Here is a 24,417-nt window from a genome sequence, read left to right as displayed (position 1 = left end):
GACGCGGCATTCGACGGGTCGGGCGGACCCTCCGGGCAATGCTCCTGGTCTGGGTGGCGACCTTCGCGGCGGTGTGCCTCTGGACAGTGGTCTGGCCCGACCAAGACCTGTCCGGCGAAGGCGATGCGATCCTGTGCCTGAGCAGCGGCGTGCTGGAGGACGGAACCGCCGATAGCGGATCCCGCGTGCGCGCCGAAACCTGTGCCGAGCTTTTCCGTGCCGGCGCCGCGCCGCTTGTCGTGTTCAGCGGGGGCGGCTTTCCCGTGACCGCCGCGGACGCCATGGCCGAGGTGGCCGCCCTGCCCGCCGACGTGGTCCGGATCGAGCCGCAAGCGGCCTCGACCCTGCAAAACATCTACTACGCGTCCGACCTTATTGCGGAGGGCAGCCATGTCCTGTTGGTCACCGAGGCGTACCATCTGCCGCGCTCCTGGGCCTCGGCCCGGGTCATGGGGATGGACAACGTGACCCTGGTTCCCGCCGCCCGGCTGCAGAATGAGCCGAGGCTGTGGTCACTAACCCGCGAAAGCCTTGCGATCTGGTTCAACCTGGCGCGGTTCGCAGCCTATGGACTAGGTGGCTGGCTGGGTGTGCCAGACGAGACACGGATCGCCTGGTTGACATGATCGGATCGGGTGGGTCGAAGGAACGCGCTTAGCGGTAGGCCGTCAACCGGCCATCCTCGGTCAAGACCAGCAGCATGTCATTGACGACAATCGGCGCGGCAGCCGCGCCGTTGCGCAGCTCGACCGACCCGACCAACTCCCCGCTTTCCGGCGAGAAGAGGCGCACGCGCTCGTCCCCCGAGGCGACAAGCAACCGTCCACCGGCGAGGATCGGGCCGTAATGGGTGAAGACCGCGCGGCGGCGGCGTTCCCGCTCGCGCACGTAAAGCGGCAATTCCGTGCCCCAGACCCGTTCGCCCGTATCGGCGTCGATCCGGATCAACTCGTTGCGATCCGAGACGAAGAACAGGCTGTCGCCAGCGGCCAGAACCGGGGAATAGCTGCCTTCGGTCGCCGTCCAGATGCGGGTGCCCGTGCGCGCGTTCAACGCGATCACCCGGCCCGACTGGTTGCCGGTATAGACGGTGCCGCCGACGACCACCGGATCGCCGGTGATGTCGTTGATGTTGGAATAGGCCACGCCAAGGCGTCCGCCTGCGACGGCGGTAGACCACATGCGCAGCCCGCTGCTGCGCGACGCAGCGACCAGTTCGCCCGAGCCGTAGGGGAAGATCACGAGGTTGTCGCTGACCGCCGGGGCCGCGCCGCCGGAGAGGACGGCATTTGCGGGGGCCGAGGGCACCTCCCACTCGATCCGGCCGGTTTCGGCGTCGATGGCCCAGGCCCTGTTGTCCCGGCTGACCACGAAGACGGTGCCGCCCGCGACCGTGGGGGCGCCGATGCCCGCGCCAAGGCGCTGGCGCCACTGGATATTTCCGCTGGCCGGGTCGAGCGCGATCAACTCACCGAAGCCCGTGGTCGCGTAAAGACGCCCCCCCGACACGGCCAGACCACCGCCGGAGACGGCGCCGCCCCGGTCGAAGCCGGGTTCGAGGCTCACGCGCCAGACCGGCGCGCCGTTCGATAGCGACGTGGCCTGAAGGCCGGCTTCGGCATCGAGGGTGAAGACGCGGCCACCAGCGGCCACCGGGTCCGCCGTCAGGCGCTGGCGGCGGGCATTGCCCGCGCCGATATCTGCGCTCCAGACCTGTTGCAGGGCGCCGCCGAGTGCGCCGTGGGGCGTGCGGTTCTGCGCATCGAAGCCGCGCATCTCCCAACTGCCAAGGCTGCGCGCGGCGGGCAGGCTGATCGGACGGGGCGCATCGACGGTCTCGCCCGCGCTTTCGGCACCGGTCAGGACCGCGCGCGTGTCGAGGCGTTCGCCGGGCAGGATCACTTCGCGGTCACAGGCGGCAAGCGTCATGGCGCTGCCCAGAAGGACCGCGAGGCCGATGGCACGGCGCAGGGGCTGATTTCGGCGCGTCACGCTCGGGCGGGGTGCATCGGCTTCGATCATCATGCGGTCCGGTATTCCTGTTGTCTCGTCCTGCGCGCCGGGTCGGCCCGCTTTACTGTTCGACGACGGCCTCGGTCTCCTCGTCCGCCGCCGCGTCGCCGGCGGTGTCGCCGCCGTCATCCTCACCCTCGGGGGCTACATCTTCGGCGTCCGCGTCGGACGCCTCGCCAGTCCCCGTTTCAGCATCTTCGGCGGGGGCTTCGGGTGCTGGCTCAACCACCGGCGGTTCCTCCTCCACCGGGGCAGTATCGACCAGCGTGGCCCCCGCTTCGAGCGCCACAATCAACTGTGCGGCGCGCTGTTGCAAGCCCGGCGTGGCCGCGGCGGCATTTTCCAGCGAACGTAGGCGGTTGATCGCCGCCTCGATGTCGCCCTCGACAACGTCGATCAGCGCCAGTTGCTCCTCTGCAAGCGCCGCGAAGGGGCGGCCCGGTTCGGCCAGGACGCCCAGTTCGAGGCGGGCCTCGTCGGCGGGCAGCGGCGACAGCAGATGCGCCTTGTAGATCGCGAGGTCGCGGTAGATCTGCGGCAGTTCGGGCGCCATGGCCGCCGCGCGCAGGCCTGCGGCGGCGTCGGCGGCGGTGCCGTCATCGGCACTGGCCTCGCCTGCCGCCAGCAGGGCCACCACGAGCGCGGCCTCGTCGCCCGGGGCCTCCACGGCCTCAAGCGCGGCGATGCGGGCCTCGGGGCTGCCATTGTCGAGCGCGGTCAAAACGGCATTGCCGAACGCTTCGGCGCTGGCCTGGTTCTGCGCGCGCTGCCATTCGAGATAGGCCGCCCCGCCGACCAGAAGAACCACGATCAGGATCGCCAGCCACGCCCAACGGCGGAACAGGCCGAACAAGCGGTCGCGACGGACCTCTTCACTGACCTCGTCGATAAAACTGTCGGTATTGGCCATGTTTGCCGCTCACCCCCAAGCATTCCTCGAGGCCCCAATAGCGCGGGCGACGGGGCCGCCGCAAGGGCCGGCCCGCGCCTTGGGTCTGGATTGTGCACGGATCCCCTGCAATCTGTGCGCGACACGGGGTCAGCGCCGTGCGGGATCAGCGTTGCGCCGCGTTGCAGAAAAAACTAATCTGAACGGAATGGTTCAGCGTATTTGAAGAACGCACCAAACAAACAATCGGCATGGACCGCGCGGCTTGGCGGCGGGCGTGGCCGGGAAAGACGCAGTAATCGGCATGAAACCTTTTCCCTTGATCATCGCGGCGCTGGTCTGCGTCGCCCTGTATTTCGTCATTCTCGACCGTGAAAGCCTCGTCGATTTCGCGGCGCGCTACGCGCCCGAGCCGACGATGAACGTGCCCGTCGATGAAACCTCCCTCGCCGAAGTGGCCGCGGCAGAGGCCGCCGATGATGATCGCGTGCACGTGACCGTGCGCCGGTCCGCGGCCCAGGTGACCGAGAACGCCGTTCTGTTGCGCGGCCGGACCGAGGCGATCCGGCAGGTCGACGTCGCCGCCGAAACCTCGGGCCGCGTGATCTCGGAGCCGATCCGGGCCGGCGCCTTCGTCGAGGAAGGGCAGCTTCTGTGCGAGATCGACCCGGGCACCCGCCTGACCTCGCTGGAAGAAGCGCAAGCCGCGCTTGAGACCGCACAGGCCCGCCTGCCCGAGGCCGAGGCGCAACTGGCCGGGGCGCGGGCGCAACTGGCCGCCGCCGAGATCGACGCCAACGCGGCCACCCGGCTGAGCGAACGGGGCTTCGGGTCGGAAACAGCGGCCGCCAGCGCCGAGGCAGGACGCGAAAGCGCATTGGCGGCCATCGCCGCCGCCGAGGCCGGCGTGGCGCAGGCGCGGTCGACCATCCGCTCGGCCGAGGCCGCCGTGGCCAGCGCCGAGGAGGAGATCGCCAACCTGACCATCAGCGCGCCATTCCCCGGGTTCCTCGAGTCCGACACGGCGGAACTGGGCAGCCTGATGCAGCCCGGCAGCCTGTGCGCCACGGTGATCCAGCTTGACCCGATGAAACTGGTGGGCTTCGTCCCCGAGGCCGAGGTCGACCGGATCGCGCTTGGCGCCATGGCCGGGGCGCGGCTGGCCTCGGGGCGCGAGGTGGTGGGCGAGGTGACGTTCCTCAGCCGCTCCGCCGATGAGCAGACCCGCACCTTCCGCGTGGAAATCACGGTGGCCAATCCCGACACGACGATCCGCGACGGCCAGACTGCCGATATCCTGATCCAGACGGCGGGCACGCCCGCGCATCTGCTGCCGGCCTCGGCCATGACGCTGAACGATGGCGGCCAGCTTGGCGTGCGCATCGTCGAGGACGGCATCGTCCGCTTCGTGCCGGTGCGCATGATCCGCGACACGGCGAACGGCGTCTGGCTGGAGGGCCTGCCCGAGGTGGCCGATGTCATCACCGTGGGACAGGAATTCGTGACCGAAGGCGTCGAGGTGCGCACCAGTTACGAGGAGCTGACGCAATGATCGGCGTCATCGACTGGGCGGCCAGCCGTGCGCGGATGGTCATCGCCTTCATCGTGCTGTCGCTGGTCATCGGCACGGCGGCCTATGTCGGCCTGCCGAAAGAGGGCGAGCCGGATATCGACATCCCGGGGCTGTTCGTCTCGGTGCCCTTCCCCGGCATCTCGGCCGAGGACAGCGAGCGCCTGCTGGTCCGCCCGATGGAATCCGAGTTCCAGGATCTCGATGGGCTGACCTCGATCAACGCGACCGCCTCGGAGGGCTTCGCGGGGGTGTTCCTCGAATTCGAATTCGGCTGGGACAAGAGCGCAACCATCGCCGATGTGCGCGACGCGATGGGCCGTGCGGAGTCGCAGTTTCCCGACGGGGCCGAAAGCTACGCCATCAACGAGATCAACTTCTCGGAATTCCCGATCATCGTCGTGGCCTTGTCGGGCGACGCGCCGGAACGCACGCTGATCCGCCTCGCCCAGGAAATGCAGGACGCGTTGGAGACCCTCACCCCGGTGCTGGAAGCAGGCCTTGCGGGCAGCCGCGAGGAAATGCTGGAGGTGCTGATCGACCCGATCGCGCTAGAGGCTTATGACGTCACCGCCGCGGACCTGATCAACGCGGTCGTCAACAACAACCAGTTGATCGCCGCGGGCGAAATCGAAACCGAGGGCGGGGCGATCTCGGTCAAGATCCCGTCCAGTTTCGACAGCGCGGAAGATGTCTACAACCTGCCGATCAGCGTGAATGGTGACCGGGTGGTGACACTGGGGGAGTTGGCCGAGATCCGCCTGACCTACCGGGACCGGACCGGCACCGCCCGCTACAACGGTGAGCCGACCATCGCATTGCAGGTGGTCAAGCGCCTCGGCTTCAACATCATCGACACCGCCGAGCTGGTCCGCCAGACCGTCGAGGAGGTGCGCGCGACCTGGCCGCAGGAATTGCAGGACGCCGTTCAGGTGGACACAACACTCGATCAGTCGGTGCAGGTTCAGGGCATGGTGCGCCAGCTGGAGGGGTCGGTCCTGACCGCCATCGCGCTGGTGATGATCGTGGTGCTGGCCTCGCTCGGGACGCGCTCGGCGCTGCTGGTGGGGTTCGCCATCCCGACCTCGTTCCTTTTGTGCTTCATCCTGCTGGGCGTCATGGGCGTGCCCGTCTCGAACATCGTGATGTTCGGCCTGATCCTCGCCGTGGGGATGCTGGTGGACGGGGCCATCGTGGTCGTCGAATATGCCGACAAGCGCCTGCAGGACGGGGCGCGGCCGATGCAGGCCTATACCGACGCCGCCAAGCGCATGTTCTGGCCGGTCGTGTCCTCCACCGCGACGACGCTCTGCGCCTTCCTGCCCATGCTGTTCTGGCCTGGCGTACCGGGTGAGTTCATGGGCATGCTGCCCGTGACGCTGATCTTCGTCCTGTCCGCCTCGCTGATCGTGGCGCTGATCTACCTGCCGGTTCTGGGCGGGGTCGCGGCGCGGTTCAGCCGCGTCGTTGACCATGCATCCGCAGCCTTCAAGCGCCTCGTGCCGATCTACCTGCTGCGGGTCGCCATCGCGGCGGCGGTCGCCTTTGGCCTGTTCCAGGCGGCGATGCTGACGATCAACGGGCAGGCCTTCTTCCCACCGGGCTCGCCTGCGCTGATGACAATGGCGCCGGGTATTGTGGCCTTCGTGGTGCTGTCGGCGATCATGTCGGTGGTGCTTGGCTCCATCCAGCTGCCGCAGCGCGAAAAGCGGGTGCAGGCGGGGTATCGCCGCTCGCCCTTCGGCTGGGTCATCCATGCCATCGTCGCAAACCCGATCATGCCGCTGGTGATGATCGGCGTGGTCGGGGCCTTCGTCGTGTCGGTCTTCCTCTACTTCGTCGAGAACAACAACGGCGTGGAGTTCTTCGTCGAGAACGAACCCGAGAATGCGATCGTCTATGTCCGGGCGCGCGGCAACCTGTCGGTCGCCGAACAGGACCGGCTGGTCGGCCTTGTCGAGAGGGAGGTGCTCGGCACCCCCGGCGTGCGCGACGTCTTTGCCTTTGCCGGTGATGGCGGGCTGAACAACAACACCGGCGGCGCGTCGGCGCCCGCCGATACCATCGGGCAGGTCCAGATCGACCTCGAACCTTGGGGGGAGCGGGCCGATGGCGACCTGATCCTCGAACGGCTTCAGGCCCGCCTCGACCAGATCCCCGGCATCATGGTCGAGATCTTCTCGCAAGCGCGCGGGCCCGCCAGTGGCAAGCCCATCGACCTGCGCCTGTCCGGCGACAACTGGGAGGAGTTGCAGGAAGCCACCCAGATCGTCCGCACGAGGTTCGAGGGCCTCGCCGGCCTGACCCTGATCGAGGACACGCTGCCGCTGCCCGGCATCGACTGGCAGATCGACGTGGATGTCGAAGCCGCCGGCCGGTTCGGCGCCGACGTCGCCACCGTGGGGGCGATGGTCCAGCTTGTCACGCGCGGCATCCTGCTCGACACAATGCGTGTGCCCTCCTCGGACGAAGAGATCGACATCCGCGTGCGGTTCCCCGAGGAGTCGCGCGTGCTCTCGACGCTGGACACGATGCGCGTGCGCACCATGGACGGTCTGGTGCCCCTGTCGAATTTCGTCACCTACACCCCGGCCCCGCAACTGGCCGAGATCAGCCGCGTCGACCAGTCCCGCGTGTTCGAGGTGAAGGCCGACGTGCTGGCCGCGCTCTTCCGGGTCGACGATGCCGAGGGGGAGACGGTCGCCTACCTGCGGGACACCGCCAATCCCACGGTCGAGGGCGACGCCGATTTCACGATCGGCGAGACATCGTGGCAGATCTACCTGCTGTCCGGCGAGCTGGGGGCCGACGCGATCGCGGCCGGCCTGGCCGACGGCGATCTGACCACCGTTCCGGTAACGGCGAACGAACGCATCGCCCTCATCACCGATTGGCTGGAGACGGAAAACCCCCTGCCCGCCTCGGTCGGCTGGGAATGGGCCGGCGACCAGGAGGACCAGGCCGAAAGCCAGGCCTTCCTCGGGCAGGCCTTCGGCGCGGCACTGGGGCTGATGTTCATCATCCTGCTGGCGCAGTTCAACTCGGTCTACAACGCGGTGCTGGTGCTTCTGGCGGTGGTCCTGTCGACCACGGGCGTGCTGATCGGCATGCTGGTGATGGACCAGACTTTCTCCATCATCATGACCGGCACCGGGATCGTGGCCTTGGCCGGGATCGTGGTGAACAACAACATCGTCCTGATCGACACCTACCAGGAATATTCCCGCTACATGCCCCGGATCGAGGCGATCACCCGCACGGCCGAGGCGCGCATCCGCCCGGTCCTGCTGACCACGATCACCACCATGGCGGGGCTCGCGCCGATGATGTTCGGCATCTCGCTCGATTTCGGCAATGGCGGCTACACGATCGACAGCCCAACCGCGCTGTGGTGGAAGCAACTGGCCACGGCGGTCGTGTTCGGCCTCGGCATTGCGACCGTGCTGACCCTCGTCTTCACGCCCTCGCTGCTGGCCCTGCGCATCTGGTCCGGCACCACGGTCGGATGGATCGGCAAAGGCCTCGCCCGCGCCGGCGCCCATCGCATGAGCCGCGCAGCACAGGACTGGGCCACCACGCGCGCCGCACGCCGCGTCTACGACCCGGTGATCTATTGGGACGAACGCCCGGAACCGCCGGTCGAGGACACCCCCTCGCCCGCGGACACCACCGAAGAGTTGCCCGAAAACACCGAAACGCCGAACGCGCCCGACACGGACACACGGGCCGACCCGGAGCCGGAGCAAAACGCTCACGACCCCGACGCCCCGCCGCAACCGCCCTTGCGCGCCGCCGAATAACCAGCGGCCCGCCCCTCCTTCATCTTGGCCAAAAAACTCCCGCCGGAGGCATCAGGGCCGAGGGGGGCTCAAGGCCCCCCGAGGCGCTTTCCCGGGCGACGTCGAAGACGGCGCAATCCCTCAGTCGAGATCGTCCCCGGCCATCTGCCGGGCCCAGAGGCTCGCGTAGCGCCCGCCTTTGGCCAGCAGCGCGACATGGGTGCCGGATTCCACGACCCCGCCCGCCTCCAGCACAAGGATCCGGTCCGAGTCCACGATGGTCGAAAGCCGATGCGCGATGGTGATGACCGACCGCCCCTGCCCCATCATGCGCAGTTCCGACTGGATGCCCCGCTCGGTTTCGGTGTCGAGCGCCGAAGTCGCCTCGTCCAGCAACAGGATCGGCGGGTCCTTCAGCAAGGTCCGGGCGATGCCCACCCGCTGCTTCTCCCCGCCCGACAGCTTCAGGCCCCGCTCGCCCACCATCGTGTCGTAGCCCTGCGGCAGCCCGAGGATGAAATCGTGGATCTTGGCGGCGCGGGCGGCGGCGGTGACCTCCGCCTCGCTGGCCTCGGGGCGGCCATAGGCGATGTTGTAGCGGATCGTGTCGTTGAACAGCACCGTGTCCTGCGGCACCACGCCGATGGCGTCATGCAGGCTGTCCTGCGTGACATCGCGCAGGTCCTGGCCATCGATCCGGATCGCCCCGCCCGTGACGTCGTAAAAGCGGAACAGAAGCCGCCCGATGGTGGATTTCCCCGCCCCCGAGGACCCGACCAGCGCCACGGTTTCCCCCGGCGCAACCCGGAAGGAGATGCCCTTGAGGATCGCGCGTTCGCTATCATAGGCAAAGCGCACATCCTCGAACACGACCTCGCCGCCCGACACCGAAAGGGCGCGCGCGCCGGGCTTGTCCGCCACCTCGGCGGGTTGCTCCAGCAGGTCGAACATCTCGCCCATGTCGACAAGGCTCTGGCGGATCTCGCGATAGACGGTGCCGAGGAAGTTCAACGGCATGGTGATCTGGATCATGTAGGCGTTGACCATGACGAAATCGCCGACGGTCAGGGACCCGTCGGCCACGCCGAGCGCGGCCATGACCATCACGATCACAAGCCCGGTGGTGATGATCAGCGACTGGCCGAAATTCAGAAAGGCCAGCGACAGCGAGGTGCGGATCGCGGCATCCTCGTAGCCGGCCATCGCCCCGTCATAGCGCTCGGCCTCGCGCCTCTCGGCGCCGAAATACTTGACGGTTTCGAAATTCAGCAGGCTGTCGATCGCCTTCTGGTTGGCGTCGGTGTCCTGCTTGTTCATCTCGCGCCGGATTTTCACCCGCCATTCCGTCACCTTGAAGGTGAAGACGATGTAAAGCGCGATGGTGACGGCAAGGACCAGCAGGTAGCTGATATCGAAGACCACGGCGAGGATGATCCCGGTCAGCAGCAGTTCCAGGATCAGAGGACCGACCGAGAAGAGCATGAAGCGCAACAGGAACTCGACGCCTTTCACCCCCCGCTCGATGATCCGCGACAGCCCGCCGGTCTTGCGTGTGATGTGGTAGCGCAGCGACAGCGCATGGATGTGCTGGAACGTCTCCAGCGCCAGTTGCCGGAGCGCGCGCTGCGCCACGCGGGCAAAGACCGCATCGCGCAACTGCTGGAAGCCGACGGTGCCAAGGCGCGCAAACCCATAGGCCACGGTCAGGCCGACGGCCCCAAGGGCCAGCATCCAGGCCGGCGATCCATCGGCCTCGCCGGCCAGCACGTCGACGGCGGCCTTGTAGACGAAGGGGGTGGCCACGGTCACGATCTTGGCCAGCGCCAGCATCGCCAGCGCGATCACGACGCGCCGCTTCACCCAGGGCTTGTCCTCGGGCCAGAGATAGGGGGCCACCTTGCGGATCGTGCGCAGGGCCGAGCGGCGCTCGGCCTGTTCCAGACCAGCGTCACCCGGATCGCCGCCGGTCACCTGATCGGTCTTGCGCCCCGGTTGGGCACCGGTCGGGGTGGTTGCATCGGCTGGCATGGATGGATTCCGCTGGCTGTTCGACCCCTACCTAGGTCCCTGCGCGCGGAAACACCAGTGCGCGACGATCCCTAGCCCTCGTCAGGCGCCCCTTGCGAGACCGGCAGGTCCGGCAGACGAAAGATCTGGCCCGGGAAGATCCAGTTCGGGTCCTGGATCTGGTCGCGGTTTTCCTCGAAGATCTGCACATAGGCCAGGCCATCGCCGAAGTTTTCCTCGGCGATCCCCCACAGCGTGAAGCCCGGCTGCACCGTCATCACCGAGACGCCCCCGCCGATCATCAGCGGCGCTGCCGCCACACGCGCGGGGTCTTCGCGCAGGAAGGGCGTTTCGACTTCCGAGGTCACGTTCCCTTCTGGTGACAGTTCGGTCACGCGAAGCGTGTAGGTGCCTGGGTCGATATCGGGCAGGTCCAGCGACCAGTTGCCGGACGGGCCGACCTCGCCCAGACGGATGGGTTGGTTGTCGAGGAAGACCTGCAGCTGCGCTTCGGCTGCGCCGCGCCCGGAAAGAATGACATCGCCCTCGGTGTCATAGGAAATCGCGTCGAGGCGCACCTCGGTCTGAGCGGCGGGCGGGGGCGTTCCGCCTTGGGCCACGCGCACGCCCTCGGGCCCCGCGATGATGACCGAGGGCGCGGCGGGTTCGGTTGGCGTGGCGGTCGCCGGGGCCTCGGCCAATGCGGCGGGCGCGTCGGGGCCGGGGGATGTCGCGGCGCTGGCAGGCTCGTCTGGCACTGTGGTGGACGCGTCGGGGGTGTCGGCCAGCGCGATATCCGTTTCCGGCGCAGCATCCTCGGGGGCGCTTGCCGCCTCGGCGGTGGCCCCGGGGGCGGCCTCGTCACCGCCCGGCGGCGCGGGCACGGCCTCGGGCGTGGCGGCGGCCATCGCCTCCGGCGCACCGAACGGCGCGACGATCACCTGTTCGGCCCCGGCGACCTCGGTCCCGTCGAGACGGGCCATCAGGCTCAGGATGCGCGGGGCGTCGGCGGGCGGCAGGGTCAGCAGCATCGCGAAGCTGCCGCTGCCATCGGCCCGCGTCTCGGCAACGGGAACCCCGTCGAGAAGCAGCTGCACATCGGCCCCGGCGGGCGCGCGACCGGCGATCACCGTCGCGCCGTCCGGGGCGACCCGCACCTGGTCGAAGCTGGGCGGTGCCACGCTCGCCTGCGCCTCGGGCGGGTCCGCCGGTGCGGGCGCCTCGGGTGCGGGGGCTTCGGCTTCGGGGGCCTCCGCCGTCACGTCCGGCTCGGGCGTGACCTCGGCCACCGGGGGCGGGTCCTGCGTGGGGGGCGTGTCGTCCTCCCCGCGCATCAGGCCGTAGCCCACGACCCCGGCCACGAGCAGCACGACCGCGCCTGCGGCCGCACCCACGGCGGGTGTGCTGGTGCCAAAAACGGCGCCGAGTTTCATCGGCTGATCCCCCTGTCGTCCTGTGGTGCGCCCGCCCCTGTCCCCTTGGGTTGAGCGCCCCTCGCTTCGGGGGTATCAGGTCTCAAAATCCCCTCGAATTCAAGGTGCCGCCATGTCGAGCTTTTCCGTCTGTGTCTATTGTGGCTCGCGGGCCGGTCGAAACCCCGCCTACCTGGAGGCCGCGACCGAACTGGGTGCAGCCCTGGCCGAGGCCGGATACCGGTTGGTTTATGGCGCGGGCGATGTCGGCCTGATGGGCGCGGTGGCCCGCGCCGCGCAACAGGCGGGCGGCGAAACCTTCGGCGTGATCCCGACGCATTTGCTGGACCTGGAGGTTGGCAAGCGCGATCTGACCAGCTTCATCGTGACCGAGACGATGCACGAGCGCAAAAAGGTCATGTTCATGAACTCGGACGCGATCGTCATGCTGCCCGGCGGGGCCGGCAGCCTCGACGAGTTCTTCGAGGTTCTGACGTGGCGGCAGCTTGGCCTGCATGACAAGCCGCTGATCCTGCTGGGCACGGAAGGCTACTGGCAGCCGCTGCTCGACCTGGTGGAGCATGTGGTTCGCGAGGGGTTCGCCGACGCCTCGCTGCTGGACTTCTACACGACCGTGCCGGATGTCCCGTCGCTCATGTCGGAGCTTTCGGGTGCTGTGAGCTGAACGTCGCCCAGGAATAGATCGCCAAGGCGACCCAGATCATGGGAAAGGCGATCATGTGCCAGGGCGTCACGACCTCGCCCAGGATCAGGGCGGCGACGCCGAATTGCAGGGTCGGGTTGAGGTATTGCACCAGCCCCACGGTCGCCATGGCGACACGCTTGGTGGCATAGGAAAACAGGATCAGCGGCGTCGCCGTCATCGGGCCGGACGCGATGAGCAGGAGGCTGGTGCCGATGTCATGGCCGAAATGGCCGGCCTCCGCCCCCAGCCAGACCAGGTAGACGGTCGCGATGGGGACAAGGATCAGCACCTCGGCCGTGACCGATACGACCGGCCCGGCCTGCACCCAGCGTTTCAAAAGCCCGTAGATCCCGAAGGTCACCGCCAGCGTCAGGGAAATCCACGGCGCGGCCCCAAGGCCTATGGTCAGCGTGATGACCGCCGCAGCGGCAATCGCAACGGCGAGGAGTTGCGCGCGGCCCAACCCCTCGCGCAGCACGGTGGCCCCCAGCAGGACGGCCACGAGCGGGAAGATGTAGTAGCCGAGCGAGGCCTCGACCGTGCGGCCTGCCTGGATGGCGAAGATGAACAGAAACCAGTTCACCGAGATCATCGCCGAGGCGGCCAGAACGGCGAGAAAGCCCCGTACGGAGCCCAGGGCCCTCGGCACCTCCCGCAAGCGGCGCTGAAGCGCCAGCATGCCTGCGAAAACGATCAGCGACCAAGCGGTGCGATGGGCCAGGACCTCGGCAGGCGGCACATCGGACAAGAGCGCGTAGAACAGCGGCGACAGGCCCCAGATCGTGCAGGCCATGACAAGCGCCAACACGCCTTTCCCGGCGTCCCGCAACAGCAGGCTTGATTGTGCCAGGGGGGGCCGAACCTCGGTCATGGGATCGGCTTTTCACGCGGGCAGGCCGGGGTCAATCCCCGCCCTGCCCCGAGGCTGTCAGTCTTCGGTCAGATGGTCGGCGATCCGCTTGGCCATCTCGTCGATGGGATGGTTGGTCAGCGTCAATGCGACCTCGCCCACCACCCTGTCGGCGACCTCCTTGTGCATCTTGTCCCGCAACTCGCCCAATACCTTGGGGCTGGCGGCGATGATAAGGCGCTTGAACCCGTGGGCATGGGCGCGCTTATAGAGCATTTCTGCCAGATCATCGGCAAAGCGCATCTGTTCGAGATGGTGCCAGTCGGTCTGCTCCACCGCCGAGCGGTGCACGTTTGGTCCATCGTTGAACCGGCCCGGCTTGTCTGTGCCCTGCTGCGCGGTCTTGGGATTGTCCTGCTCCTTCTCGCGCCGGACCTCCAGTTGCGGATAGTCCGCGTCGCCGATGTTTTCGAGAAACAGGGCCTTCTCCCCATCGGCGACCAGAACCCACGTGCCGTTGGTCAGCGGTGAGGGGTTCTTGCGCACCTGGTCGACGGGGGTGGGCGTCATGGAAGGGTCTGCCATCATTTGTTCCTTTCGCCGAGATTGTCGGTGCCGGGGCGGTCTTCGTCAGACTTGGTGACGCGCGTGGCGCCAAAACGCCCGTCATGATCGCGCTTCATCTCGTCCTTCGTGGCGGTCTTGCGGGCAAGAACCCCGCCATCGCGCCCTTGAAAAGCCGGGGCTTTTTCGACGTCACCGATGATCTCGCGGGTCTCGCTGCGACCGTCCTTGGATTTCACGCGCTCTGCCATGGGGTCCTCCTTGTGTGTGCAAGGCAAAAACGCATGCCCGCCCGGGCTTGTTCCAGTTTACCACGTGGAAAGACCGATCCCGAAACGAAAAAAGGCCCGCCGAAGCGGGCCTTTCGAAACGTGTCGGTCGCGGATCAGGCCGCGGCGAGACGCGCCGCGACATTCTCCCAGTTCACCAGCTTGTCGAGGAAGTTCGACAGGTAGGCAGGGCGCTTGTTGCGGAAGTCGATGTAGTAGGAGTGCTCCCACACGTCACAGCCCAGAAGCGCGGTCTGCCCGAAGCAGAGCGGGTTCACGCCGTTCTCGGTCTTGGTGACCTTCAGGCTGCCATCGGTATCCTTGACCAGCCAGCACCAGCCCGAGCCGAACTGCCCCGCGCCCGCGGCGGCGAAGTCTTCCTTGAACTTGTCGACCGAGCCGAAGCTTTCTGTGATGGCCGCTTCCAGCTCGCCGGGCATGCCGCCGGTGCCGGGGCCCATCATTTCCCAGAACTGGACGTGGTTCCAGTGCTGCGAGGCGTTGTTGAAGATGCCGTTCTGCGCAACCGCGCCCGCCTGGTAGGTGCCGGTGATGATCTCTTCGACCGACTTGCCTTCCCACTCGGTGCCCGCGATCAGCTTGTTGCCGTTGTCGACATAGGCCTTGTGGTGCAGGTCGTGGTGGTATTCCAGCGTCTCGGCGGACATGCCGAGATCGGCCAGCGCGTCATGGGCGTAGGGAAGATCGGGAAGTTCAAAAGCCATCGTGGCCCCCTGTTCTGCGGTTGTCTATTGGCCTTGAGATGGAGGTCGGGGCGGGGTTTCGTCAACCCCAACACCCCGCCTCGCAGGGAAATTCCCAAGATTTCTGTCGGGTATTCGGAGGCCACCCCCGCGAAACGCTAGTGGTATCCGACGGCCCCGCCCTCTTTCGCCGAAAGCGCCAAAAGGTCGAACACATACCGCGCGACCGAGCGGAAGCAGATCACGCGGACCGTTTCCTCGCCCGTCATCCAGAAGGCGCCCGCAACCTGTGCCAGCCGCGTGCGGCGCATCTCACCCGGTCCGAAGGCCTCGCGCGACAGGTCGGCGGGGCTGACCTTGGCCAACACGTCGCGCCATCCCGCACCCGCGACCTCGAACACCGCGCGGGCGTCCGAGACGTTGAGCGCAAGGTGATGCGCCGCGCCCATCTGCGCGGAGATCTGCGCGGCCATCCCGGTCGCGGCGTCATGCGGGCAGATGACCAGCAATTCGTCGGGCGACATCCATGCCACGCTGACCTCGCCCTCGGTCACCACGGCGCGCTGTCCCGGCACATCGCAGCCGGTGGCCGCCTTGATCGCCGCTGCCGTGTCGGGGGCGGACAGGTCACCCCGAAAGGTGACCATGCCCACCAGTCCCGCTTCGCGAACCGTGACGAGGCCCTGCGCCTCGGCCCCCGGAAGTGCGCTTGCCAGATCAGACATTCTGCTTCTCCCCCTCGGGATCATAGAACACGGGGCTGACGATCCGCGCCTTCACAGTGCGATCCCCGGTCGTGTTGAACTCCAGCACTTCTCCCATGCGGTCAGGGCCGTTCAGGACCAGCCCCATAGCGATGCCCTTGTCCAAGGTCGGCGAGTAATAGGTCGAGGTCACACGTCCTTGCGTGTTCCCCTGCCCGTTCGCGTTCTCACCCTCGGCCATGGCGTAGCTGCCATCGGGCAGGACCGAGCCATCGAGCGTCTCGAGCCCCACCAGTTTCCAGCGGGCGGGATCAGTCATGTGGCTGCGTTGCTGACCGCGCTTGCCGAGGAAATCGTCCTTCTTCTTGGAAATCGCCCAGTCGAGGCCAAGGTCCTGCGGAATGACCGTGCCGTCGGTCTCGTCCCCGATCATGATGAAGCCCTTCTCGGCGCGCATCACGTGCAGCGCCTCGGTGCCGTAGGGGGTCGCGTCGAACTCGGCCCCGGCATCCAGCAGCGCCTCCCAAAGCGCGCGGCCCTGGCTGGCTGGAACCGCGACCTCGAAGGACAATTCCCCCGAGAAGGAGATGCGGAAGACGCGGGCGTCGAACGCGCCAAGTTTTCCCTCGGCCCAGGCCATGAAGGGCAGCGCGTCTTTCGACAGGTCGATGTCACCGCCCAACTTTTGCAGCACCTTCCGGGCGTTCGGGCCGACCACGGCCACCTGCGCCCATTGCTCGGTCACGTTGGCGGTGTAGACCTTCCAGTCCCACCATTCGCATTGCAGCCAATCTTCCATATGGGCGTGGATCGACTCGGTCCCGCCGGTGGTGGTGTGGCAAAGGAAGGTGTCCTCATCCAGCCGCGCCACGACACCGTCATCCATCAGGAACCCGTTTTCCGAGCACATCAGCCCGTAGCGGCATTTGCCCGGTTTCAGAGTGCTCATCATGTTGGTGTAGAGCATGTCCATGAAACGGCCCGCATCCGGCCCCTTGACGATGATCTTGCCAAGGGTCGAGGCATCGAGCAGGCCAAGTGAATTGCGCGTCGCCGTGATCTCGCGATTGACGGCCTGGCGGTGGCTTTCGCCGTCGCGCGGGAAGCAGTAGGGCCGGCGCCACTGGCCGACCGGTTCCCAATGCGCGCCGTTGGCCTCGTGCCAGTCCTGCATCGGCGTGCGGCGCAGCGGCTGGAACACGTCGCCGCGCGCCTCGCCCGCGATCGCGCCCATGGAAATGGGCGTGTAGGGCGGGCGGAACGTGGTGGTGCCGACCTGCGGGATGGCCGCGTTCAACTCGCCTGCAAGGATGGCCAGCCCGTTGATATTGCTCAGCTTGCCCTGATCCGTGGCCATGCCGAGCGTGGTGTAGCGCTTGGTATGTTCGACGCTTTCATACCCCTCGCGCGCGGCCAGTTGCACGTCCGACACCTTCACGTCGTTCTGGAAGTCGAGCCACATCTTGGCGCGCTTCTTGGGGCCTGCGCCCTGGGGCATCATCCAGATCGGGGCGAGTGGCGCCTCGTCTGGCGCGTCGGCCTGGACGACGGGCGCGTCAGCCGCCGTCTTGCCGATCTGCCCGAGCATCCCGCGCGTGGCGGCACTGGTATTCGGCAGCACTTCGGCGGCGTACAGCGCGCCGTCCGACGACCCGACACAGGTGACGAACCCCGCGCCGTCATGGCTGGTGGGCGGGCGGGCGTGATCGGGGCGGAAGAAGGCCCCGGCCTCGTCCCAATTCAGCTTGCCGCCGCAATGGGACCAGAGGTGGACGACAGGCGACCAGCCGCCCGACATGGCGACGGCATCGCACACGACCTCTTCGACCACGGCCCCTTCGCCCGCCTGTCGGCAAAGCTTTACCGCCACGACACCGCGCAGGCCCTTCACGCCCGCGATCCCCATGCCGGTCTTGACCTCGATCCCCAGCGCGCGCGCCTGATCCGGCAAAGCGCCGTTCGCCTCGGGGCGGGCATCGACGATACAGGGCACGTCCAGCCCCGCCTGCTTGATCGCGATGGCGGTGCGGTAGGCGTCGTCATTGTTGGTCACGACAACGGTGCGGTCGCCCGCGCTGACGCCCCAGTTGACGATGTAGTCACGCATGGCGCTGGCCAGCATGACGCCCGGCTTGTCATTGCCGGGGAAGCTCAGCGGGCGCTCCAACGCGCCGGTGGCCGAGATCACCTGTTTCGTGCGGATACGCCACAGGCGGTGGCGCGGCGCGTCGGCCTCGGGGGTGTGGTCGGCCACGCGCTCGTAGGCGATGACATAGCCGTGGTCATAGACGCCCGCGACCATAGTGCGGGGCCGGATATGCACGTTATCCATGCCCTCAAGCTCGGACAGCGTCGCCGCGACCCAATCCTCGGCCGGCTTGCCGTCGATACTCACGCCATCGACGGGTGCGCGGCCGCCGAAATGGGGCGTCTGCTCGCACAGCAGCACCCTGGCACCGGCACGTCCGGCCTCAAGCGCGGATTGCAGCCCGGCAATCCCGCCGCCCGCGATCACCACGTCGACATGGGCATAGAAATGCTCGTAGCGGTCGGCGTCGCGCTCCTTGGGCACCTTGCCCAAGCCCGCGGACTGGCGAATGACCGGCTCGAACACGTGCTTCCAGAAGGGGCGCGGGTGGATGAAGGTCTTGTAGTAGAACCCCGCCGGCAGGAAGCGCGACAGCGCCGCGTTCACCTCGCCGATATCCCAGTCGAGGCTGGGCCAGTGGTTCTGGCTTTCGGCGGTCAGACCGTCGAACAGCTCGGTCGTGGTGGCGCGCTGGTTCGGCTCGAACTTCGCGCCCTTGCCCAGGCCCATCAGTGCATTCGGCTCTTCCGCGCCGGAGGTCATGACCCCGCGCGGGCGGTGATACTTGAAGGACCGTCCCATGATCGTCTGACTATTGGCCAGAAGCGCCGAGGCGAGCGTGTCGCCCTCGACCCCCTTGAAGGACTTGCCGTTGAAGGTGAACGTCAGCTGGCGGCTGCGGTCGATCAGGCGACCGCCGGTGGAAAGACGGGTGCTCATGCCTGGCTCCAGTCGGGTCGTTTGGCGCGGATGGCGTCGATGATGTGCTCGGGCGGTTCGGTCGTCTGGGCCGTGTAGGTGCCGAAAACCTCCAGCGTGGCGGTGTCGCGCGCGGCGAGGAACCACTTGCCGCAGCCATGGGCGTGGCGCCAGCGCTCGAAATGCACGCCCTTGGGGTTGGGGCGCAGAAAGAGGTATTCCTCGAACGCCTCGTCCGTGCTGCCGGGTCCGAAGCGTTTCAGATGCGCCTCGCCGCCGGGGGTCAGCTCGGTTTCATCGGCTTTCACGCCGCAATACGGGCATTCAAGAAGCAGCATCGGATGCCTCCGCAAGCTTGGTCAGAAGGGTTCGGGCGGTCGCGTATTTCTCGGTCAGGCGCGCGCGTTCGGCCGGGTCCAGCGCGGCCAGGCGCGCGGGGTCGGCATTGTCGGCCATGTCGGCCAGCTTGACCTCGCGGCTGATCGGGTTGGCGGCGACGCGCGCGAGGTAGGTGTCATACCCTTCGCCCGGACGCTTGGTGATCGCCTCGACCGCGGCGCAGATATCCGGCGGGAACTTGGCCGCAAGGTCCTCGGCCGTCGTTGCGGTGTCCTCCAGCACGTCGTGCAACAGGGCCACGACCCGCGCATCCCGGTCCGACAGGCTTGCCGAGACCCGCACCAGATGGGTGATGTAGGGATTTCCGGCCTTGTCCACCTGCCCCGCATGGGCATGGAACGCCAGTTCAAACGCCTCGCCGAGGTAAGACTTCATCATGACATCAACTCACACTGTTTTGGTGGCGGCGACGGGCCCGACTTCATGGGCAAGGGCGGGCGCTGGTAAGGCACCATGCCGCGCGGCCACCCGTGTGCCCGGCTGCATCCCCACGATATGCGCGACGCCCTGTATCAATGCGCAACCCCGGCGGCGACGGATTCGTCGATGAACCGGCCTTCGCGGAAGCGGGTCAGCGAAAACTCCTCGGCCAGCGGCGAGTGTCCCTTGGCCATCAACTCGGCCATGGCCCAGCCCGAGCCGGGGATCGCCTTGAACCCACCCGTGCCCCAACCGCAGTTGATGAAGCAGTTTTCGACGGGCTCATTTAATCCTTTAAAAACCGCGGCTTGTCCCGTAGCGGGATTGCGAGGGAGATAGTTCAAGGTCAGCATTCAGTTTAACCATTCACGAATCAGATCGCCAGCGCCGGTCTGAATAGTGCCTATGACCACAAGAGTGATTTCTGCAAGGACCACAGTCCGCCCCGATTGCTCAACACTTGACCTCAATGCCGTGAGACGGTCAGTAAATGCTTGCGCTTCTTGATGTCTGTCAGAGTTTGAGCTTGCAGTGGATTGAAGAACCCAAAGCTTCAATTCCAACTCCGTTATCGAGCGTTTCTGATCGTCGACGATGTTCCTGTATCGAAAAAACAATACAAGGGCAGCGGCGATACAAAGAACTCCAAGTCGATTGAGTTGTTCGAGGTCCTCAACTTTCCAGGCAATGACTGTCAGGTACAACCAAGCCAACAAGACAAGAACACCTAAACCGGTGAGCAGACGGCCAATCAATGTGCGACCCCGGCGGCGACGGATTCGTCGATGAACCGGCCTTCGCGGAAGCGGGTCAGGGAAAACTCCTCGGCCAGCGGCGAGTGGCCCTTGGCCATCAACTCGGCCATCGCCCAGCCCGAGCCGGGGATCGCCTTGAACCCGCCTGTGCCCCAACCGCAGTTGATGAAGCAGTTTTCGACCGGCGTGGTCGAGAGGATGGGCGAGCGGTCGCCGGTCATGTCCACGATCCCGCCCCACCAGCGCAGCATCTTGAGGCGGCTGATGATCGGGAAGGTCTCGACCAGCGCGCGCACGGTCTCCTCGACATGGTGGAAGCTGCCGCGCTGCGTGTAGTTGTTGTAGCCGTCCGCGCCACCGCCGATGACCATCTCGCCCTTGTCGGACTGGCTCATGTAGCCATGCACGGTGTTGGCCATGACGACCACGTCCATGCAGGGCTTGATCGGTTCACTGACCAGCGCCTGCAAGGCAACCGACTCGATCGGCAGGCGGAAGCCCGCCATCTCGGCCAGCACGCCCGAATGACCGGCGACGACGATGCCCAGCTTGGTGCAGCCGATGAACCCCTTGGTCGTTTCCACGCCGATAACCTTGCCGCCGTCGCGGCGCACGCCCGTCACCTCGGTCTGCTGGATGATGTCCATGCCCATGTCCGAACAGGCCCGCGCATAGCCCCAGGCAACCGCATCGTGGCGCGCCGTGCCGCCCCGCGCCTGCCAGAGCGCGCCAAGCACCGGGTAGCGCGGCCCGTCAAGATTGATGATCGGGCAGAGCTCCTTGACCTTTTTCGGGCCGATGAACTCCGTCTCGATGCCCTGCAGCTTGTTGGCATGGGCCGTGCGCTGCCAGCCGCGCAGCTCGTGCTCGGTCTGGGCCAGCATCATCACGCCGCGCGGGCTGAACATGATGTTGTAGTTCAGGTCCTGGCTCAGGGTTTCGTAGAGGCTCCGCGCCTTTTCGAAGATCGCGGCCGACGGATCCTGCAGGTAGTTCGAGCGGATGATCGTCGTGTTGCGGCCCGTGTTGCCGCCGCCAAGCCAGCCCTTCTCGATCACCGCGACATTGCGGATGCCGTGATTGCGCCCGAGGTAGTACGCGGTTGCCAGGCCATGCCCGCCGGCCCCCACGATGATGGCATCGTAGGACTTTTTCGGCGCGGGGCTTTTCCACGCGCGTTCCCAGCCCTGGTGATGGCGGGCGGCTTCGCGGGCGATGGCAAAGGCGGAATAACGGCGCATCGACGACCTCCTGAGACTCTCGCCCCCGTTTGCGGCAGGCTGGCGTGATTTAGGATACTCTTCCCGACACCTCTTCTGCAAAATGCGACCCCGCTTCAAGTTGTCCCGGTGCAAGGGGCCACCCGCGCGCCTTTGACGGGTTTTCGCGGGCGCGCTGGCAGCTTACATGGAGGGCACGACCGGACAAGGGAGAGAGACCCAATGATATTCTGGATCGCGGCCGGCGTTGTCTCGCTGCTGGTAGCCCTGATCATCCTGATGGCGTATCTGCGCCCGCGCGAAGCCGCGACGCCCGCAGCCGCCTATGACCTGCGCGTCTATCGCGATCAGTTGAAAGAGGTCGATCGCGACCTCGACCGTGGCGTGCTGACCGAGGAAGAGGCCGCGCGCGCCCGGACCGAGGTGTCGCGCCGCATCCTGGAGGCCGACAAGGCCCTGCAACGCGCACAAGCCAAAGACGCGGCGGGGCGCGGGGGCCAGTGGCTGATCGCGACCGGTTTGGTGGCCGTGATCGCGGGCGCGGTCGGGGTCTATTACTGGATCGGCGCGCCCGGCTATCCGGACCTGCCGCTGCAAACGCGCATCCAGATGGTCGAGGAAGCCCGCGAAGGCCGCCCGCTTCAGGCCGAAGCCGAGGCGCAGGTCGATATCCGCGAAGGCATGCCCGAACAGCCCGAGCGCGAGGCGCTGGTCGTGCAACTGCGTTCGATCATGGAACAGCGCCCCGATGATGTCGAAGGCTGGACGCTGCTGGCCCAGAACGAGGCGGCGCTCGGGAATTTCGTGGCGGCCCATCGCGCCCAGGCCCACCTGATCGGTTTGCTGGACGAGGATGTGAGCGCGCAGGAATATGTCGACCTGGCCGAGATGATGATCCTCGCGGCGGGCGGCTATGTCTCGCCCGAGGCAGAGGATGCGCTGCTGCGCGCGCTGGAGATGAATTCGCGCAACGGCACGGCGCGCTACTATGCGGGCCTGATGTATGCGCAGCAGGGCCGCCCCGACCTCGCCTACCCGATCTGGCGCAACCTGATGGCCGAAAGCCGCGCCGATGCGCCATGGCTGGACCCGATCCGCCTGCAGATCGAGGAGGTCGCGGCCCTCGCCGGAGATCCGGTCTCGCTGGCCGAACTGCCCCAGCCGGGGCCGGCCACCACGGATCAGGGCATCATGCCGCCGATGCGCGGCCCGACCGACGAAGATGTCGAGGCCGCCGGCGAGATGACGCCCGAACAGCGCGCGCAGATGGTCGAGGGCATGGTCGCCAACCTCTCGGAACGGCTCGCCACCGAAGGCGGCCCGCCCGAGGAATGGGCGCGGCTCATCAACGCCTACATCGTTCTGGGCCGCGTGGAGCAGGCCCGTGCCATTTACTCCGAGGCGACAACGGTTTTCGCCGACGTGCCCGAGGCGATGGCGGTGCTGGAACCGCTCGGCGCGCGCCTGCCCGCGCCTGCCGAAGCCGGAGACGCGCCTGACGGGGCCGACGAGGCCAGCGAGTGATCTTCGACGAGATCGAGGCTTTTGCCGCCGCCCTGCCAGCGCATCGCGGGATCATGGGGCTGGACCTTGGCACCAAGACCATCGGCGTGGCCGTCTCGGACCGGATCCTTTCCGCCGCCACGCCGCTGGAAACCGTGAAGCGCAAGAAATTCACACTCGACGCCGCGCGCCTCGCCGAACTGGCACAGGCGCGGGAGATCGGGGGCCTGATCCTTGGCCTGCCGCGCAACATGGACGGCTCCGAGGGGCCGCGGGCGCAATCGACCCGCGCCTTTGCCCGCAATCTCAGCCATTTGCCTGCCTTCGCGGATCTGCCCATCGCCTATTGGGACGAGCGGCTGAGCACGGTCGCCGCCGAGCGCGCGCTGCTGGAGGCCGACACCACCCGCAAACGCCGCGCCGAGGTGATCGACGCCGTCGCGGCGGGGTATATCCTGCAAGGGGCGCTGGACCGGCTGCGCCATTTGCGCGAAGGATAAGGCCATGAGCGACGGTTTCCCCAAACGGCCCGACACGGATGCGATCTGGACGCGACAGGAGGTCGAAAGCCCCTGCGTGAAGATCTGCGTCATTCACCCCGAGGCACGGCTGTGCACGGGCTGTCTGCGCAGTATCGACGAGATCACCCAGTGGACGAAGATGGGCCCCGAGCGGCGCGCCGAGGTGATGGCGGATCTGCCGTCGCGCCGTGCGGCGCTCAGCAAGCGGCGGGGCGGGCGGGCCGGCCGGCTGAACCGGGCGACACGCGCCGATTGAGGCGCGCCGTCAGAGGCCGAACGCCTTGCGCAGCATGTTCAGCGCCATGATCATGATGAAGATCGCGAAAACGCGTTTCAGCGGCTTGGGGTCCATTGCATGGGCGAGTTTCACGCCGAGGGGCGTTGTGACCAGTGTCATGGCGATGACGGCGACGAAGGCCACGAGGTTGACCTGCCCGATGGTGAACGGCGGGCGGTTCGGCCCCTCGCCCTGGATCATCAGGAACCCCAGAACGCTTGGCACCGCAATGATGACGCCAAAGCCCGCCGCCGTCGCCACGGCGCGATGGATGGGCGTGTTGTAAAGCGTCATCAGGGGAACCCCGAAGCTGCCGCCCCCGATGCCCATCAGGACCGACAGGAAACCGACGATGGGCGAGGCGACGGCGCGCCCGACGCCCTTGGGCATCTCCTGTCCCAGGCGCCAATGCTCGCGTCCAAAGGCAAGGTAGAGGCCCACGATCACGCCAAGAACGCCGAAGATCACCATGAGGACTTCGTTGCGCAGGCCCGATGCCGCGACCACCCCGAGCGCCGCACCGATGGCTATGCCCGGACCCCAGCCTTTCAGGATGTCCCAGTCCACCGCACCCTTCTTGTTATGCGACAGGACCGAGCGGAACGAGGTGACGGCGATGGTCGCCAGCGACGTGGCAAGGCAGATCTGCATCAGGTCCGGCCTGACATATCCCAACCCCTCGAAAGCAAAGTAAAAAGCCGGCACCAGAACGATGCCGCCGCCCACGCCGAGCAGCCCTGCAATCACACCGGCAAATGCGCCGATGGCCAGAACCAGTGCAAGCATCGGCAAGAAGTCCGCGAGTTCGGGCATGTCCCCTCCTGTCCCTGTTCGGCGGCAGCAGGTAA

23 protein-coding genes are annotated in these 24,417 nt (G+C 66.9%); 7 read left to right on the top strand and 16 right to left on the bottom strand.

Annotated elements, in window-relative coordinates:
* Positions 1 to 38: 38 nt before the first annotated feature.
* Positions 39 to 626: a YdcF family protein gene (locus KUV65_RS02615; RefSeq protein WP_222187301.1), complete on the top strand. Its 588-nt coding sequence runs from the start codon at positions 39 to 41 to the stop codon at positions 624 to 626.
* Positions 627 to 654: 28 nt separating this feature from the next.
* On the opposite strand, the gene KUV65_RS02610 is transcribed toward KUV65_RS02615, so the two are convergent.
* The gene (locus KUV65_RS02610; protein WP_222187300.1) at positions 655 to 2,025 is read right to left on the bottom strand and encodes an outer membrane protein assembly factor BamB family protein; all 1,371 of its coding nucleotides are present in this window, start codon (positions 2,023 to 2,025) and stop codon (positions 655 to 657) included.
* A 49-nt stretch (positions 2,026 to 2,074) separates the two neighbouring features.
* Positions 2,075 to 2,923 carry a hypothetical protein gene (locus tag KUV65_RS02605; RefSeq protein WP_222187299.1) on the bottom strand — a complete coding sequence of 283 codons (849 nt, stop codon included), beginning with the start codon at positions 2,921 to 2,923 and terminating at the stop codon, positions 2,075 to 2,077.
* Positions 2,924 to 3,206: 283 nt separating this feature from the next.
* Between KUV65_RS02605 and KUV65_RS02600 the strand changes: the two genes are divergently transcribed.
* Both KUV65_RS02600 and KUV65_RS02595 read left to right on the top strand, forming a co-directional pair.
* Entirely contained in the window at positions 3,207 to 4,454 is a 1,248-nt protein-coding gene (locus KUV65_RS02600; RefSeq protein ID WP_222187298.1) for an efflux RND transporter periplasmic adaptor subunit, read from the top strand.
* Complete coding sequence (locus tag KUV65_RS02595) at positions 4,451 to 8,272, top strand: efflux RND transporter permease subunit (RefSeq protein WP_222187297.1); 3,822 nt, start codon at positions 4,451 to 4,453, stop codon at positions 8,270 to 8,272. The genes KUV65_RS02600 and KUV65_RS02595 overlap by 4 nt, the downstream gene beginning before the upstream one ends.
* A 120-nt stretch (positions 8,273 to 8,392) precedes the next feature.
* Here the strand turns inward: KUV65_RS02595 and KUV65_RS02590 are convergent, their stop codons facing one another.
* Together KUV65_RS02590 and KUV65_RS02585 are read right to left on the bottom strand one after the other, a co-directional pair.
* Positions 8,393 to 10,279 (bottom strand): ABCB family ABC transporter ATP-binding protein/permease, encoded by a 1,887-nt coding sequence (locus tag KUV65_RS02590; RefSeq protein ID WP_222187296.1) that lies wholly within the window; start codon positions 10,277 to 10,279, stop codon positions 8,393 to 8,395.
* Between the two features lie 71 nt (positions 10,280 to 10,350).
* A complete protein-coding gene (locus KUV65_RS02585; protein ID WP_222187295.1) occupies positions 10,351 to 11,691 on the bottom strand; it encodes a LysM peptidoglycan-binding domain-containing protein in 1,341 nt (446 codons plus the stop codon).
* Between the two features lie 112 nt (positions 11,692 to 11,803).
* On the opposite strand from KUV65_RS02585, the gene KUV65_RS02580 reads away from it, so the two are divergent.
* Positions 11,804 to 12,355 carry an LOG family protein gene (locus tag KUV65_RS02580; RefSeq protein ID WP_222187294.1) on the top strand — a complete coding sequence of 184 codons (552 nt, stop codon included), beginning with the start codon at positions 11,804 to 11,806 and terminating at the stop codon, positions 12,353 to 12,355.
* On the opposite strand, the gene rarD is transcribed toward KUV65_RS02580, so the two are convergent.
* The 11 genes from rarD to KUV65_RS02525 form a co-directional block, all read right to left on the bottom strand.
* Entirely contained in the window at positions 12,324 to 13,247 is a 924-nt protein-coding gene (rarD, locus tag KUV65_RS02575) for an EamA family transporter RarD (protein WP_222187293.1), read from the bottom strand. The two genes, KUV65_RS02580 and rarD, sit on opposite strands and share 32 nt — an antisense overlap.
* A gap of 57 nt (positions 13,248 to 13,304) precedes the next feature.
* The gene (locus KUV65_RS02570) at positions 13,305 to 13,811 is read right to left on the bottom strand and encodes a host attachment family protein (protein WP_261331572.1); all 507 of its coding nucleotides are present in this window, start codon (positions 13,809 to 13,811) and stop codon (positions 13,305 to 13,307) included.
* Positions 13,811 to 14,041 carry a hypothetical protein gene (locus KUV65_RS02565; protein ID WP_222187292.1) on the bottom strand — a complete coding sequence of 77 codons (231 nt, stop codon included), beginning with the start codon at positions 14,039 to 14,041 and terminating at the stop codon, positions 13,811 to 13,813. The genes KUV65_RS02570 and KUV65_RS02565 overlap by 1 nt, the downstream gene beginning before the upstream one ends.
* A 134-nt stretch (positions 14,042 to 14,175) precedes the next feature.
* Positions 14,176 to 14,784, bottom strand: a complete 609-nt coding sequence (locus tag KUV65_RS02560) for a superoxide dismutase (RefSeq protein WP_222187291.1) — start codon at positions 14,782 to 14,784, stop codon at positions 14,176 to 14,178.
* A 137-nt stretch (positions 14,785 to 14,921) separates the two neighbouring features.
* A complete protein-coding gene (locus KUV65_RS02555; RefSeq protein WP_222187290.1) occupies positions 14,922 to 15,488 on the bottom strand; it encodes a sarcosine oxidase subunit gamma in 567 nt (188 codons plus the stop codon).
* The gene (locus KUV65_RS02550) at positions 15,481 to 18,495 is read right to left on the bottom strand and encodes a sarcosine oxidase subunit alpha family protein (RefSeq protein WP_222187289.1); all 3,015 of its coding nucleotides are present in this window, start codon (positions 18,493 to 18,495) and stop codon (positions 15,481 to 15,483) included. The genes KUV65_RS02555 and KUV65_RS02550 overlap by 8 nt, the downstream gene beginning before the upstream one ends.
* Complete coding sequence (locus KUV65_RS02545) at positions 18,492 to 18,812, bottom strand: sarcosine oxidase subunit delta (RefSeq protein ID WP_222187288.1); 321 nt, start codon at positions 18,810 to 18,812, stop codon at positions 18,492 to 18,494. The genes KUV65_RS02550 and KUV65_RS02545 overlap by 4 nt, the downstream gene beginning before the upstream one ends.
* Positions 18,799 to 19,251: an HD domain-containing protein gene (locus KUV65_RS02540; RefSeq protein ID WP_261331571.1), complete on the bottom strand. Its 453-nt coding sequence runs from the start codon at positions 19,249 to 19,251 to the stop codon at positions 18,799 to 18,801. The genes KUV65_RS02545 and KUV65_RS02540 overlap by 14 nt, the downstream gene beginning before the upstream one ends.
* 134 nt (positions 19,252 to 19,385) lie before the next feature.
* Positions 19,386 to 19,646 (bottom strand): hypothetical protein, encoded by a 261-nt coding sequence (locus KUV65_RS02535; RefSeq protein ID WP_222187287.1) that lies wholly within the window; start codon positions 19,644 to 19,646, stop codon positions 19,386 to 19,388.
* Positions 19,647 to 20,048, bottom strand: coding sequence for a hypothetical protein (locus KUV65_RS02530; RefSeq protein WP_222187286.1), 402 nt, complete (start codon positions 20,046 to 20,048; stop codon positions 19,647 to 19,649). It abuts the gene before it with no gap.
* On the bottom strand, positions 20,045 to 21,289 hold the full coding sequence (locus KUV65_RS02525) for a sarcosine oxidase subunit beta family protein (RefSeq protein ID WP_222187285.1): 1,245 nt from the start codon (positions 21,287 to 21,289) through the stop codon (positions 20,045 to 20,047). The genes KUV65_RS02530 and KUV65_RS02525 overlap by 4 nt, the downstream gene beginning before the upstream one ends.
* Positions 21,290 to 21,490: 201 nt before the next feature.
* Here KUV65_RS02525 and ccmI point away from each other — a divergent pair, with 201 nt between their 5' ends.
* From ccmI to KUV65_RS02510, 3 genes are read left to right on the top strand one after another with little or no spacing between them, the layout of a single operon-like run.
* Positions 21,491 to 22,792: a c-type cytochrome biogenesis protein CcmI gene (gene ccmI, locus KUV65_RS02520; RefSeq protein WP_222187284.1), complete on the top strand. Its 1,302-nt coding sequence runs from the start codon at positions 21,491 to 21,493 to the stop codon at positions 22,790 to 22,792.
* A gap of 53 nt (positions 22,793 to 22,845) precedes the next feature.
* The gene (gene ruvX, locus KUV65_RS02515; protein ID WP_222189553.1) at positions 22,846 to 23,271 is read left to right on the top strand and encodes a Holliday junction resolvase RuvX; all 426 of its coding nucleotides are present in this window, start codon (positions 22,846 to 22,848) and stop codon (positions 23,269 to 23,271) included.
* A 4-nt stretch (positions 23,272 to 23,275) separates the two neighbouring features.
* Complete coding sequence (locus tag KUV65_RS02510) at positions 23,276 to 23,548, top strand: DUF1289 domain-containing protein (RefSeq protein WP_222187283.1); 273 nt, start codon at positions 23,276 to 23,278, stop codon at positions 23,546 to 23,548.
* A 9-nt stretch (positions 23,549 to 23,557) separates the two neighbouring features.
* On the opposite strand, the gene KUV65_RS02505 is transcribed toward KUV65_RS02510, so the two are convergent.
* Positions 23,558 to 24,382 (bottom strand): sulfite exporter TauE/SafE family protein, encoded by an 825-nt coding sequence (locus tag KUV65_RS02505; protein WP_222187282.1) that lies wholly within the window; start codon positions 24,380 to 24,382, stop codon positions 23,558 to 23,560.
* Positions 24,383 to 24,417 lie beyond the last annotated feature (35 nt).

Source organism: Maritalea mobilis (assembly GCF_019800885.1).
Lineage (GTDB): Bacteria > Pseudomonadota > Alphaproteobacteria > Rhodobacterales > Rhodobacteraceae > Roseibacterium > Roseibacterium beibuensis.
Note: the sequence above shows the minus strand (reverse complement) of the source record. Positions and strands in the feature narration are given on the sequence as shown.